General features: G+C 63.6%; 12 protein-coding genes and 1 pseudogene. All 13 read right to left on the bottom strand.

Annotation, left to right across the window (positions count from 1 at the left end; genetic code table 11):
• Nucleotides 1-59: 59 nt before the first annotated feature.
• Nucleotides 60-1,295 (bottom strand): IS30 family transposase, encoded by a 1,236-nt coding sequence (locus BST14_RS16345; RefSeq protein ID WP_083065394.1) that lies wholly within the window; start codon nucleotides 1,293-1,295, stop codon nucleotides 60-62.
• Between the two features lie 348 nt (nucleotides 1,296-1,643).
• Entirely contained in the window at nucleotides 1,644-2,252 is a 609-nt protein-coding gene (locus BST14_RS16350; protein ID WP_211280735.1) for a TetR/AcrR family transcriptional regulator, read from the bottom strand.
• Nucleotides 2,253-2,315: 63 nt separating this feature from the next.
• Entirely contained in the window at nucleotides 2,316-5,180 is a 2,865-nt protein-coding gene (locus BST14_RS16355) for an MMPL/RND family transporter (protein ID WP_083065396.1), read from the bottom strand.
• The gene (locus tag BST14_RS16360) at nucleotides 5,177-5,608 is read right to left on the bottom strand and encodes an MmpS family transport accessory protein (RefSeq protein ID WP_142279433.1); all 432 of its coding nucleotides are present in this window, start codon (nucleotides 5,606-5,608) and stop codon (nucleotides 5,177-5,179) included. The genes BST14_RS16355 and BST14_RS16360 overlap by 4 nt, the downstream gene beginning before the upstream one ends.
• A gap of 404 nt (nucleotides 5,609-6,012) precedes the next feature.
• Nucleotides 6,013-7,265 (bottom strand): annotated as a pseudogene (locus BST14_RS16365) (IS30 family transposase).
• 326 nt (nucleotides 7,266-7,591) lie between these two features.
• On the bottom strand, nucleotides 7,592-8,968 hold the full coding sequence (gene dnaB, locus BST14_RS16370; RefSeq protein WP_083065397.1) for a replicative DNA helicase: 1,377 nt from the start codon (nucleotides 8,966-8,968) through the stop codon (nucleotides 7,592-7,594).
• 530 nt (nucleotides 8,969-9,498) lie between these two features.
• Nucleotides 9,499-9,957, bottom strand: coding sequence for a 50S ribosomal protein L9 (rplI, locus tag BST14_RS16380; RefSeq protein WP_083065398.1), 459 nt, complete (start codon nucleotides 9,955-9,957; stop codon nucleotides 9,499-9,501).
• 32 nt (nucleotides 9,958-9,989) lie between these two features.
• Nucleotides 9,990-10,244, bottom strand: a complete 255-nt coding sequence (gene rpsR / locus BST14_RS16385) for a 30S ribosomal protein S18 (protein WP_003874730.1) — start codon at nucleotides 10,242-10,244, stop codon at nucleotides 9,990-9,992.
• Nucleotides 10,245-10,287: 43 nt separating this feature from the next.
• A complete protein-coding gene (locus BST14_RS16390; RefSeq protein ID WP_083065399.1) occupies nucleotides 10,288-10,806 on the bottom strand; it encodes a single-stranded DNA-binding protein in 519 nt (172 codons plus the stop codon).
• Between the two features lie 126 nt (nucleotides 10,807-10,932).
• Complete coding sequence (gene rpsF / locus BST14_RS16395; RefSeq protein WP_083065400.1) at nucleotides 10,933-11,223, bottom strand: 30S ribosomal protein S6; 291 nt, start codon at nucleotides 11,221-11,223, stop codon at nucleotides 10,933-10,935.
• Between the two features lie 134 nt (nucleotides 11,224-11,357).
• Nucleotides 11,358-11,999 carry a DJ-1/PfpI family protein gene (locus BST14_RS16400; RefSeq protein WP_083065401.1) on the bottom strand — a complete coding sequence of 214 codons (642 nt, stop codon included), beginning with the start codon at nucleotides 11,997-11,999 and terminating at the stop codon, nucleotides 11,358-11,360.
• Entirely contained in the window at nucleotides 11,996-13,651 is a 1,656-nt protein-coding gene (locus BST14_RS16405; RefSeq protein ID WP_083065402.1) for a glycosyltransferase family 87 protein, read from the bottom strand. Before BST14_RS16405 ends, BST14_RS16400 begins: the two co-directional genes overlap by 4 nt.
• A partial coding sequence (locus BST14_RS16410) for a hypothetical protein (protein ID WP_211280734.1) occupies nucleotides 13,648-13,885 on the bottom strand: 238 nt, incomplete at its 5' end. The genes BST14_RS16410 and BST14_RS16405, both read right to left, overlap by 4 nt.

A 13,885-nucleotide genomic window follows, 5' to 3' on the forward strand; every position in this document is an offset into this window, starting at 1 on the left:
ATGAGGTGGCTGTCGACGGCATCTGAATTTTGACCCCCTGGCGGCAAGGCGGCTTCTAGTCAACGTCGCAACAGTTGATGGTCTGGTGAGGTTAGCAGCGCGGTGAATAGTTCGGCGGGACTGCGGTCTTCGAGGGTGTGGCGGGGGCGGTTGTTGATCTCGTATTCGACAGCGCGCAGATGGTCGGGTGTGTAGCTGCTTAGGCTGGTGCCCTTAGGGAAGTATTGCCGTAGCAGCCCGTTGGCGTTCTCGTTGCTGCCGCGTTGCCAGGGCGAGCGCGAATCGCAAAAGTAGACGGGTACACCGAGGTCTGCGGTGATGTCGGTGTGCCGGGCCATCTCGATGCCCTGATCCCAGGTGATCGATCGGATCAAGTTGGATGGCAGGCCGCCCATGGTCGTGGCGATCGCGATGCGCAGCGAGTCGGCGTCACGGGCGGGGAGGTGCATCAGCCGAATCAGGCGGGTCTGGCGCTCAACGAGGGTTCCGATCGCCGAGCGCTGGTTCTTGCCGACGATGAGGTCACCTTTCCAATGCCCCGGTTGGCTGCGGTCGGTGGGAGCGAATGGCCGCTGATGGATCGACAGCATCGGATACGCGAACCTCGGACGACGCCGGCCCGGCCGCTGGTGAGCGCGGCGATGGGTCCTGCCGGTGCGCAACGGGCCGCGGTGTGGCGACCTGACCTGTGGCGGTCGGATCAAGCGCGAATGTGGTTGGTACACAGCCTGATAGATGCTTTCGTGGCACAACCACATCAATTGGTCCTCTGGGTATTCACGTCGTAGGTGTCGGGCGATCTGTTGTGGGCTCCACCGCTGAGCGAGCAGCTCGGCGATCAGATCGCACAGGGCCGGGTTCTTGTCGACCCGCCGCTGGTGGCGACGGGCTCGGCGCTGGACCGCCCACCGGTGCGCTTCGAACGGCCGGTACTGACCGTCGCGGCGGCTGTTGCGGCGCAACTCCCTCGATACCGTCGACGGTGCCCTGTCGAGCGTGGCGGCAATCCGCCGAATACTCATGCCTGCGCGGCGCAGATCGGCGATGCCGATCCGCTCCTCTTCGGATAGATATCGATCGCTGATCTGACGCACAGCCAAACGATCGAGTGCAGGTACGAATCCCACGACCTCGCCACGCCGATAAGTCTTATAGCCGCGAGCCCAATTGTTTGCTGCGGTACGGGACACACCCAATTCTCGAGCAGCCGCCGAGATTGACCAGCCCCGGGCGCGCAACTCCATGAATCGCTGGCGCTTGGCGGATTGCGGCCGGCGGCCCGGGCCATTCTTCATGCGACGCGACGATGGCAACACAACCTCCAAAACCTAGAGAAGTGTTGCGACCGCCCCTAGAAACCACCATGCCGCGCCGGGGTCAGTTTTCAGGCGCCGCCGACAGTGGCGTCCCCACCTGCTGACCTGAACTATCTTGCTCGACAGTCGTTCACACCGACACGGTAGATAATCTCAATCATCCAAATGGAAATGTTGCGCCGTTTTCGTCAGATGAATCAGCTGGTTGCTGCCCCCGACCGCCGTTGTGACCATCGCCCGTGTTGACCGAGTGCGGCTATTAGCCAGCGATATTCGGATTGACGGACAAATCCGGTGAACTCAGTGAGAACACGCCAGGCTGGCCAGTTAGTGAGGTTTCACCGCGGGCAAAATGAGGGTGTCGATGACCTGGCGCACAAATTCCGCGTCAACGGTCTGTCCGCTGACGACGCGTAGCAGCCCCATCGCGGTCAGGACGTCAGTCACTAGAGACCAGTCGCGTGCAGAGGATATTTCGCCTCGGGCCGAGGCCTGGTTCAGAACCGCCGAAAGGACCCGTCTGCCTTTGAACAGAATCAGGTCATCGAGGGCAGTTGCGAGGTCGGGGTCGTGGGTGGCCTCCAACGCGACTCGCAAGATGAGGTCGTTGCTGATCGAGGTGTTGTCGTTATGCTCGGCTTGTTCGACGATGGCATCGAGGTCGCCTGCCAGGCTGCCGGTATCAGGTGCGTCGTTACTGACCAAATCGGGTCGCCAATACACGAGAGCGTCGGTGATCAGGGCGGCTTTTGATGACCATCGTCGATAGATTGCCGCCTTTCCCACACCGGCGCGCGCGGCGATGTCGTTCATGTTCGAAGCGTCATATCCGTGCTCTGCCAGAGCAGCCAGTGCGGCGTCAAGGATCGCTGGATCGCGCGAGCGGTCCAGTCGCCCGACAGTGCGTTGGCGCAGTTTGGATTTCGGTTCCGCCAGGGCTTCTGACCTGTCAGCTGACAACGTTGTCTCTCGTCAGCTGCGCAGGGTTGTTAACACGTTTCACCTTGAACTCAATTGGGGGATGGGGGCAGTGTGCACGTCCTTCTCGGCTTCGTCAATCTTTTTGGTCCGGAAGACGTTGAGCGGCCACCAGAACCAGCGGCCCAGCGCGGCGGCGATCGCCGGTGTCATGAAGGCACGGACTATAAATGTGTCAACGAGTAGGCCCATTCCGATCGCGGTGCCGAACTGTCCAATCACGCGCAGGTCGCTGACGATCATCGATGCCATGGTGGCCGCGAATATCAGGCCGGCCGCGGTGACCACCCGGCCCGAGGCGCCCATGCCGCGGATGATGCCGGTTTTCAGGCCGGCCGGGATTTCTTCCTTCAGCCGGGAGACCAGCAGCAGGTTGTAGTCGGACCCCACGGCCAGGAGGATGATGACCGTCAGCGGAAGCACAATCCATTGGAGGCCCAGCCCAGATATGTCCTGCCAGAGCAGGACGGACAGACCGCATGCGGTGCCCAGCGATGCCAGCACTGTGCCGACGATCACCAGGGCGGCCACCAGACTACGGGTGATGAGCAGCATGATCGAAAAAATCAAGATTAGGGTGGCGATGCCGGCGATCGTCAGGTCGACGACCACCCCGTCCTGCATGTCGCTGTACATCGACGCGGTGCCCGCCAGGTAAACCTTCGCGGATTCCATCGGGGTGCCCTTGATGGCGTCGGTAACCGCCTGCTTGATTCCCTGGACGTGCTGGATGCCTTCCACCGAGGCGGGGTCTCCTTGGTGGGTGATGATGAACCGGACGGCCGTGCCGTCGGGCGAGACGAACATCTTCAAGCCGCGTTTGAAATCGGGGTTTTTGAACACCTCCGGCGGCAAATAGAACGAGTCGTCATTCTTGGCTTCATCGAAGTACTGCCCCATCAGGGTCGATCCTTCGGCGCCCTCCTGCATGTGCGCCTGGATGCCGGCCATAGTGCTGTGGGTGGACAGCAGGAAATTCCGCATGGTCTTCATTGAGTCGATGGTCGCCGGGAAATCGGCCAGCAGCTTGGGCATCAGCTGATCCATGCGGTCGAAATCGCCGGAGAGCCCGGAGATTTGATCCGAGAGCTCGTCGATGCCGTCCAGCGCGTCGAAGAGAGATCGCATGGACCAGCAGACGGGAATGTCGAAACAGTGTTTTTCCCAATAGAAATAGCTGCGAATGGGCCTGAAAAAGTCGTCGAAATCGGAGATGTGGTCGCGCAACTCATTGGTAGTGTCGACCATCTCGTGCGTTCTGCCAACCATGCTGTGTGTGGTCGCGGTCAAGTCTTTCATAACCCCGTACATGTGCTCCATGATTGCGATGGTGTGGCTCAGTTCGTCGGCCTGTTGCAACATCTGCGCCGTGTTGTCGTTGTTGAACTTCGCCGTCTGTAACGTGGCCGAATTCTGCATCGCGATCTGAAACGGGATCGAACTATGCTCGATCGGCGCGCCCAGCGGTCGGGTGATGGTTTGTACCCGCCCGATTCCGCGTTCATGAAAGACGGCCTTGGCGATCCTGTCGATGATCAGCATGTCGGCGGGGTTGCGCACGTCATGGCCGGCATCGACCATCAGCAATTCCGGATTCATCCGCGCAGGGCTGAAATGCCTCTCGGCCGCCGCCTGCGCGACGTTCGCCGCGATGGTCGGCGGCGTGTACTTCCTGTCGTTGTAACTCGGGACATAGGTCATCAAGCTCACGAAGCCGATCACTGCAACAAAAAAGGTCACGACGATAATCGGCTTCGGCCACCTGGTCACAAGGGTGCCGACTTTGCGCCAACCCCGTTCGGAAACCTGACGTTTCGGATCGAAGAATCCGAACCGTGACGCGACCGCGAGCAGCGCGGGCGCAAGTGTCAGGCCCGCCAGCATCGTGACCACCAAGGCGATCGCGCACGGGACTCCCATGGTCTGGAAATACGGGAGCCGGGTCGCGGTCAGGCACAGGCAGGCGCCCACGATCGTCAGCCCCGAACCCAGGATGACGTGCAACACGCCGTGGTAGGCGGTGTAGTACGCCTGTTCTCGATCTTCGCCCCGGGACCGCGCTTCGTGGTAGCGGCCCAACAGGAAAATGAAATAGTCGGTCCCCGTGGCGATGGTCAGCATTGTGACCATGCTGACGGCGTACGGGGTAAGGCCGATGATGTTCAAATTGCCGGCGGTGGCCACGACGCCTTCGGCGGCATAGAGCTCGAATCGGACCAGTACCAAAGCGAGGAGCGCATTCTTGAGCGAGCGGTAGATGCCGAGCAGCATCACAAAGATGACACCGATCGTGACGGTCGTCATCAGGTCCATGCTGTTGTGCGCGGCGATGAGCGTGTCCGTATTGAGCACGGTGTTGCCCGCCACGTAGGCCTTGACGCCCGGGGGTGGCCGCACGCTGTCGACGATCTTTCGGACCGCAGCTACCGAGTTGTGGCTGGGGGTGGTGCCCTGAGCTCCGTCAAGGAAGACCTGGACATAGGCGGCCTTGCCGTCCGGGCTTTGGGAGCCGGCAGCGGTCAGCGGATCACTCCAGAAATCCTGGACGTTCTGCACATGCTTGTCGGCCTTGAGCTTCGCGACGATCTTGTTGTAGAACACGTGCGCGCTGTCGGCGAGCTTGTCGTTGCCTTCCAACACGACCATCGCCGTGGAGTCCGTATCGAACTCCTTGAACTTGTGGCCGATGGTCATCATGTCTTTGAAAGCGGGCGCCTGCACCGGCGTCATGGGCACCGAGTGCTTGCCCGCCACCTCGCCCAGCGACGGCGTCAACAGCGTGGTGCCGAGCGCGATAAGGAGCCAAAACAGGATCACCGGCACCGCCAGGACGCGGATCAGGCGAGCGATGCGGGAGCGAGGCAGTTGCGCGGTTTCGCTGCTCATACCGATTTCACCAAGCAGTAAACGAAGGGCAGGAATTCATCGGAGCTGCGGTCGTCTCGGATTTGGCCGTCGACGATGACCCGGCATCGAAGGTGGCGCATGCCGCTGCCCTGGACAACGATGTTGGCCGACATCGACGGCAGGGTCGTCACGATGGTGTACGACCATGGCAGTGCGGCGTTCTCGACGAGATGGGGTTGTCCGTTTTCATCGAGATAATTCGCGTTGACGGCACCGCCCGCTGGTGCCGTGATCTCGTAGGTGATGTGCTTGGGATTGAATGGCTTTGTATCGGCATAAACATCCCCTCCCCCGACAGCGGTATCGGCACCGAAACTGGCACGTACGCGGAGGACGACATAGCCGCCGAGTGCGATAACGATGACCAGAAGCAGCGGTATCCACGCCTTCTTGAGCAGTCGAAACACCCACTATCTCCTCACTGACGGCTACCGCGAAACGCTCATGAGTCATCGGCCCGTGGTCCGAACATGCTCAAATTGTCCGACCGCACCGACAACGGAACTTGAGTTCCATCAGTGGTGCGCTAGGGACTTTACCGCATCACCGAGCACTCCGCCGACGAAGGCCAGTTCGGCCGTGCACCGTGGGTTGTTTAATGTCGTTCGGGCAGTGATGATTCGCTGTTACGGGCACCGGTTGTGGATTAGGAGGCTAATGGCGTCATCGCCAGCTTGCACTTTCGACCGTCGCCGCTCCCGCCAGTTAGACGAGTGATGGTTCCGGCTATCGCGGCTGCCTCACCGTGTTCAACGACGTGGTTGTCGACGGCATCTGAATTTTGACCCCCTGGCGGCGAGGTGAGTTCCAGTCATCGTCGCAACAGTTGATGGTCTGGTGAGGCTAGCAGGACGGTGAAAAGCTCAGCGGGACTCCGGTCTCCGAGGATGCTCTTGGGTCGGTTATTGGTCTCGTACTCGACTGCACGCAGATGCTCGGCGGTGTAGGCGTTCAGGGTGGTGCCTTTCGGGAAGTATTGCCGCAGCAGGCATTACCATTTTCGTTGCTGCCGCGTGGCCAAGGTGAGCGCGAGTCGCAAAAGTAGACCGGCGCACCGAGGTCGGCGGTGATGTCGATGTGCCTGGCCATTTCGGTGCCCTGATCCCACGTGATGGAGCGGACCAGCGTCACCGGCAAGTCGCTCATGGTGTCGGTGATCGCGATGCGCAGGGAGTCGGCGTCGCGGGTCGGCAGGTGCATCAGCCGAATCAGGCGCGTCTGTCGCTCGACGAGGGTGCCGATCGCCGAGCCCTGGTTCTTACCAACGATGAGGTCTCCTTCCCAATGGCCAGGCTGGGAGCGATCGGCGGGATCGAATGGCCGCTGGTGAATCGACAACATCGGTTGGGCGAAGCGCGGACGGCGTCGACCGGGACGTTGGTGGGCGCGGCGGTGAGTCCGTCCTGTGCGCGGCGGGCCGCGGTGCGGAGTGGTGAATTTCGGCGGTCGGATCAAGTGTGATTGGGGCTGATAGACGGCCTGATAGATACTTTCGTGGCACAACCGCATCGACTGGTCATCGGGGTATTTCCGGCGTAGGTGCCGGGCGATCTGTTGCGGGCTCCATCGCTGGGCCAGCAGCTCGGCGATCAATTCACAGAGGTCGGGGTTTTGTCGATCCGACGCCGGTGACGACGGGCTCTGCGTTGAACCGCCCAGCGGTGCGCTTCAAACGGCCGGTACTGGCCATCTCGGCGACTGTTGCGGCGCAGCTCCCGCGACACCGTCGACGGTGCCGACCAAGCTTGTCGGCGATCTTGCGGATACTTAGGCCTAGCGACGCAGATCAGCCCTGTCGATCCGCTCTTCCTCGGACAAATAGCGACTACTGATTTGGCGCACAGCCAAACGATCGAGGGCGGCCACGAACCCGACGGCTTCGCCACGCCGATAAGTCTTATCTCCGCGGGCCCAATTGTTTGCTGACGTCCGCGAGACTCCAACTTCACGGCCCGCCGCCGAGACGGACCAGCCCCGAGCCCGCAACTCCATAAACCGCTGACGCTTGGCCGATTGCGGACGACGCCCCGGACCCTTTTTCACGCGGCGAGACGATGACAACACAACCTCCAGAACCTAGAGAAGCGTTGCGACCGCGCCTAGAAACCACCTTGCCGACAGCTGATCGGTTTTCGGTTGCCGTTTTACAGAGTCAACATGTTGGCTGATCCGTTGCAGATTCGCCGCCATCGCTCGCCGGCCTGCGGGGAGGAGTGAATTCCTCCGGCACTCAGGCCATTGCGCGGTCTTGAACGGCTCCGAGTGCTGCTGCAAGCGGGCCGCCCTGTCGGTGGCCCATCCGCTCGATATAACGGGCTCTAGCACCGAAACCTTGATCAGTACGACGGCGGCGGCCTGACAGCGGCGGGCGGCGGCTGCTGTCGCCTAGATCAGCGCGCCATGTTGGTGAACCGCGACAGATGAAGCTGGTGCGCGACGGTCACCGTCTTGGTGGGCCCGTTGCGGTGTTTGGCGAGAATGAAATCCGCCTCTCCCCCGCGCGGGTCGTCACGGTCGAACGCGTCGGGCCGGTTCAGCAGGATCACCATGTCGGCATCCTGCTCCAGCGATCCCGACTCGCGAAGGTCCGACAGCATCGGCTTCTTGTCGGTCCGCTGCTCAGGACCGCGGTTGAGCTGGCTGATCGCGACAACGGGCACCTCGAGTTCCTTGGCCAAAAGCTTGAGCTGGCGCGAGAATTCGGATACCTCGAGCTGCCGCGACTCGACCTTCTTTCCCGACGACATCAGCTGCAGATAATCGACGACGACCAGACGCAGGTCGGATTTCTGTCGCAGCCGGCGCGCCTTGGCCCGGATCTCCATCATCGTCAGGTTCGGCGAGTCGTCGATATACAGCGGGGCCTCGCTGATTTCGCTCATCCGCCGCGCCAGCCGCGTCCAGTCTTCGTCGCTCATGCGGCCCGACCGCATGTCGGCCAATTTGATCTTCGCTTCCGCCGACAGCAGCCGCATGACGATCTCGGACTTGCTCATCTCCAGCGAGAAGATGACGCTGGCCATACGGTGCTTGATCGAGCACGATCGCAAAAAATCCAGTCCCAGAGTCGATTTGCCCACGCCAGGCCTGGCCGCCACGATGATCATCTGCCCGGCGTGCAGGCCGTTGGTCACCTCGTCGAGCTCGGTGAAACCGGTCGGCACGCCGCGCGCGACGCCACCGTTGGAGGCGATGGCGTCGATCTCGTCCATCGTCGGCTGCAGCAGATCCTCGAGGGGAACGAAATCCTCCGACGTCCGGCGCTCGGCGACGTCATAGATCTCCGCCTGCGCGCGGTCGACCACCTCGGCGACGTCGGCCCCCTCAGCGCCCGCATAGCCGTACTGCACCACCCGGGTGCCCGCCTCCACCAGGCGCCGTAGAATCGCCTTCTCGGCCACGATGGTCGCGTAGTAACTCGCATTGGCCGCCGTCGGAACCGTCGAGATCAACGTGTGCAGATACGGCGCCCCGCCGATCCGGCGCAGCAGGTTGCGGCGGTCCAGTTCCGCGGCGACCGTCACCGCGTCGGCCGGCTCACCACGCCCGTAGAGGTCCAAGATCGCGTCGTACACGTTCTGATGGGCGGGACGGTAAAAGTCCCCGGGCCGCAAACGCTCGAGCACATCGGCGATGGCGTCCTTGCTCAGCAACATGCCGCCCAACACCGCTTGCTCGGCCGCCAGATCCTGCGGTGGCTGTCGCCCGAAGTCCTCGCTGGGCGGCGAAGAATCCATGCCCGACGTCAAGTCGTCGACGACCGCCACGGATTCCCTCCTCCCTTGATCCACGCATCCGAACATACATTCGATAACCGGTGTTGAGCGTAAGTCAAGGCCCTGACAACCTGCGCCCCATGGCACCCGCACGCCGGCGCCGGGACGACGTTAAACGTTGCTGGCTAGTCCGCAAAGGGGGCGCTGTTTATGAAGCTGTGCATCGTGTGTGGATATCCGTCGACACCGGTGTTGAGCGGGGTGTGGAGAACCTGTGGATTAATGCAAAGGGCTGGGACATCGGTGCAGATACCGGCCATACAACGCCATCAATTTAGTGTGGACAAGAATCTCTACGGCGTGTCGTCCCAGGTTACCGCCCCGGGCGTGTTGGCTTGCCGCCATATTTTCCCGACGTTACAGCCCGGTAAAGTGCGCAGCCCGAATACACCGCAGAAATAGTTCGCCAGGGAGCACGTCCGCGACGCTGCTAGCGAGGTGCGGCCGGGCGCAGGCAGCACAGACGAAGCCCGGCGGTGGCCGATCACGGCCACCGCCGGGAATGAGCAAATGTCGGGCGCTTAGCTCTGCGCGACAACCGCGAGCGCGACTTCGACGTCGACCTCGGGGTGCAGGTGCACCGCCACCGGGTGGGTCCCGACGGCCTTGATGTGCGACTTGGGCAGCCGGACGGTCCGCTTGTCCAGGTTGGGGCCGCCGGCCTTCTTGATCGCCGCGACGACATCGTTGGCGGTCACCGAGCCGAACAGCTTGCCCGAGTCGGCGGCGGTCTTCACCGGCAGCTCGACCGGGCCGAGCGCCTCGATCGCCGCCTTGAGTTCGTTGGCGTGCCCGAGGTCGCGCACCGCCTTGGTTTCGCGGGCCCGGCGGATATCGTCGGCCTGCTTCTGCGCGCCGCGGGAGGCCACGATCGCCAAGCCGCGCGGAAGCAGGAAGTTGCGGCCGTAACCGTCCTTGACCTCGACCGTATCGCCGGTGGCACCGAGATGGTCGACGTCAGCCGTCAGAATCAGCTTCATCGTTTCGTACTTTCGGTAGGCCCTCGGGGCGACTATCGCGCCGAGGAGGTGAAGGGCAGCAGCGCCACCTCGCGGGCATTCTTCACCGCGATGGCGATGTCACGCTGGTGCTGCACGCAGTTGCCGGTGACGCGACGCGCACGGATCTTGCCGCGCTCGCTGATGTAGGTACGCAGCAGCGCGGTGTCCTTGTAATCGATCGCTTGATCCTTCTTGGCGCAGAACACACATTTGCGTGCCTTGACCGGCTTTTCCGGAGCCGGCCGCCGCTTGTTGGACTTGGCCATGTCTGTCTTTCTTTCCGTTCTCTGTTATTGAAGTTTTCTCGAATCAGAAGGGCGGTTCGTCGTCTCCGCCGCCGAACGAACCCGATGCGGGCGCGCTGCCCCAGGGGTCGTCAGCGGGTGTGCTGCTTGCCGAAGCCGACTGCTGGCGCGGTCCGCCGCCGCCACCAAAGCCGCCGCCTCCGCCGCCACCGCCGCTGCGGCTGGCTTTGTTGACCTTGGCCGTGGCGTACCGCAGGGAGGGGCCGATCTCGTCGACCTCGACCTCGACGACGGTGCGCTTCTCACCCTCACGAGTCTCGAAAGAGCGCTGCTTGAGCCGGCCCGTGACGATCACCCGGGCACCGCGCGTCAGGCTTTCCGCGACATTCTCCGCGGCTTCGCGCCAGATATTGCACCGCAAGAACAGCGCCTCACCGTCTTTCCATTCCCCGCTCTGGCGGTCATAGATCCGGGGGGTCGACGCCACGGTGAAGTTCGCGACGGCGGCACCCGACGGAGTGAACCGCAGCTCGGGGTCGGCGGTCAGGTTTCCGACAACGGTGATAGTGGTGTCACCAGCCACAGTTTCCTCCTCGTTCCGCCCTGCGCCTCGCCGTTCGGGTGGTGGGTGTCATGAGCGTAGTTTCGCTGAGCTCTCCACAGCCTAAGCAGGTGCGCCGACGAGAATCACGCGACGCAGCCAAGGCTGTTAGTGCTTGTCGATGCGCATCACCTTGGTGCGCAGTACCGACTCGTTGAGGCTCAGCTGGCGGTCGAGCTCGGACACGGTCGCCGGCTCGGCTTTGAGGTCGATGACGGCGTAGATGCCCTCGGCGTGCTTGGCGATCTCGTAGGCCAGCCGGCGCCGGCCCCAGATGTCCACCTTGTCGACCGATCCACCATCCTTGCGGACGACGTTGAGGAACGTCTCCAAGGACGGGGCAACTGTGCGCTCGTCGAGCGTGGGGTCAAGAATGACCATGATTTCGTATGGACGCATGGAAACCTCACCACCTCCTCTGGTCTCAAGCGGCCACGGACGATCCGCGGCAGGAGGGTCGCCTGCGTCGGCAACCGCATCAGGCTACCGGATAGCGGGCTGACCAGAAAAATCCGGACGGTCGGGCAACCCCGCTAGTGCCGAGCGGCCAAGTATTCGTCGGCCCTGGCCACGGTCGCGCCGTCTGCTTTGGCGAGCGCGCCCGAGTCGAACGGCGGCTGTGGGTCGTATTCGATGAGCAGCTGCGCGGCCTGGGCGGCCTCGCGATCGACGAGCAGTTCCACCAGACGTAGCGCCATGTCGATGCCGCTGGACACGCCCGCGGCGGTGATGACCCGCTGCGGCAGGTGTTCGACGACTCGTTGCGGCACGTAGCGGGCGCCCAAACCATTGAGAAGCTCGGCGGCCCGCCAATGCGTGGTGGCCGTGAGCCCGTCCAGCAGCCCGGCCGCAGCCAGCAGCAGGGCACCGGTGCACACCGAGGTGGTGAACCGGGTGTTGAGGTGGACCGCGCGCAGCCACGCCCGGATGGTCTCGTCGTGGATCAGCTGTCGGGTGCCTATGCCGCCGGGGAACACCACCACATCGGGCGCGTCCACGTCTTCGAAGGTGGCATCGCAATTGACACCGAGCATGCCGTTCTCGGTCCGCACCTCACCACGGTCGTGCCCGACGAACACGACGTCGATGGACGGGATGCGTTGCAGCACTTCGTAGGGCCCCACCGCGTCGAGCGCGGTGAACCGCGCGAAGATCGGGATGGCGATCTGGATCATGGCGCCCCGCTTGCCACTGCGGTCCGCTCGTCGGCGTCCTCGGCTGCCGGGACGCCCGAGCGGCGCGACCCCGGCGGCCGCAGCCAGTCAGGCAACCAACCGGGCGGGGCGTCGGGTGCGCGGTCGAAGGGTCCACCCGCGGGATCGTCCGCCCGTCCGCCCCATCGCACCAAGTCTTCACCGGGCCGGTAGATCTGGCGAATCACCAAGGCGCACAATATGATAACGGCGATATCCCGCAGCAGCACGGTGGTGGTGAAGACCTGTTCGGGCAGGGAGCGGTTAGGGTTGCCGTACAGGTAATACATCCGCGGCACCCACACCAGCGCATCGACGGTCATCCACGCCAGCAGCAGCCGGCGGTGCGGCACGGCGAGCACCGCCAGCGGCACCAGCCACAGCGAGAACTGCGGGCTCCACACCTTGTTGGTCAGCAGGAACGCCGCGACCACCAAAAACGCCAGCTGCGCCACCCGCGGCCGCTGCGGGGCGGTCAACGCGATGAATGCGATTGCCGCGCAACACGCCACGAACAGCACGGCGACAACGGTGTTGAGCACCGTCGGTGGCTGCCAGAATCCGAGCTTGGGATCGAAACCCCGCCACCCGGTGAACGATCTGATGACGGTGTACACCGAGTCCATGTCGGCGCCGCGTCGCGTGTTGAGCCGGAAGAACTCCGACCACCCCCGCGGGAAGAACACCAGCACGGGCAGGTTCACCAACAGCCAGGTGATGACGGCCGACACGGCGGTGCGGACCCACGCGCGCAGCCGTCCGGTCCGGACTCCCAGCAGCAGCATCGGGCCCAAGAACAGCAACGGGTAGAGCTTTGCCGCGGCGCCCAATCCGAGCAGCACGCCCGCCAGCACCGGTTTTCGTCTCGCCCACGCCAATAGGCCGGCCATCGCGAATGCCGTTGCCAGCGCGTCGAAATTGGTGAAGATCTGGAAGATCAAGATGGGCGAACCCGCCACCAAGGCTGCATCCCAGATCCGTCGCCCGGCCAGGCCAGCGCTCGCCCAGACGGTGGCCAGCCAGGCCAGCGCCAGCCCGAACGCGGCGACGTCGAAGAACATCACCACCTCGGCGACTACCGGAAGCGGGGCGAGCTTACTCAGCGCGGTGTAGGTCTTGGCCAGCGCCATCGACACGTATTGATAGATCCCGGTCAGCACCGGATACTCCATGTAACGCACCGCGGGCCGGCCGTCGTAGCGGATCTGCTGGGCGCCGGTGGAGTCGGTCTCGACCCAGCTCGACTTGTAGGGAAACTTGCCCTGGCTCAACATCTCTGCGCCATAGAGCGGCACGGTGTCGGAGTAGCACAGCTCGTAGTAAGCGCGTTGGTTGTCCCAGTTGGCCACGCGCTGATCGGCGGTTCCGGTACCGGTGCTTTGCAGGCACGCGGCCTTCGTCGACCAACCCAACGCCAGGAAGACCAGCGCGATCAAGAACATCACCCGCAGCGGGGTCATCAGCCGGGAGCGGCCTATCAGCGCGTGCCGGCCCACCGGGCCACCGATGACGTCGGCGAGTGCGGCGCCCAGAAAATCGTTGCGGCTCGGGCAGTCTCGGTTGTCGGCGCTCCGCAAATCCGCGGCCAGCCGCTGCGGCGAAGTGGTGGCGCCTTGCTCCACGGCGTCGGTCACGGTGGCGGCGGCGGTGCTTGGGGTCCACCCGGCGGGACGCCACCACCCGGCGGCACGCCATTACCCGGGACGCCACCACCCGGCGGGCCGCCACCAAACGGGCCTCCAAACGGGCCCCCCGGCGGACCGCCCGGCTCGGGACCACCCGGCGGGCCGCCGCCGGGTGCTGGTGGCGCCGCAGTGATCGTCGTGGGCGGACCGACCGGGATGGTGATGCCGGGCGCCACTTCGATG

Origin of the sequence: Mycobacterium arosiense ATCC BAA-1401 = DSM 45069 (assembly GCF_002086125.1) — a bacterium.
Taxonomy (GTDB): Bacteria; Actinomycetota; Actinomycetes; order Mycobacteriales; family Mycobacteriaceae; genus Mycobacterium; species Mycobacterium arosiense.

Coding starts and splice junctions, on each gene's coding strand:
- BST14_RS16345 (WP_083065394.1), bottom strand. CDS start 1,295: ATGAAGAATGGCCCGGGCCGCCGGCCGCAATCCGCCAAGCGCCAGCGA.
- BST14_RS16355 (WP_083065396.1), bottom strand. CDS start 5,180: ATGAGCAGCGAAACCGCGCAACTGCCTCGCTCCCGCATCGCTCGCCTG.
- rplI (WP_083065398.1), bottom strand. CDS start 9,957: ATGAAGCTGATTCTGACGGCTGACGTCGACCATCTCGGTGCCACCGGC.
- rpsR (WP_003874730.1), bottom strand. CDS start 10,244: ATGGCCAAGTCCAACAAGCGGCGGCCGGCTCCGGAAAAGCCGGTCAAG.
- rpsF (WP_083065400.1), bottom strand. CDS start 11,223: ATGCGTCCATACGAAATCATGGTCATTCTTGACCCCACGCTCGACGAG.
- BST14_RS16400 (WP_083065401.1), bottom strand. CDS start 11,999: ATGATCCAGATCGCCATCCCGATCTTCGCGCGGTTCACCGCGCTCGAC.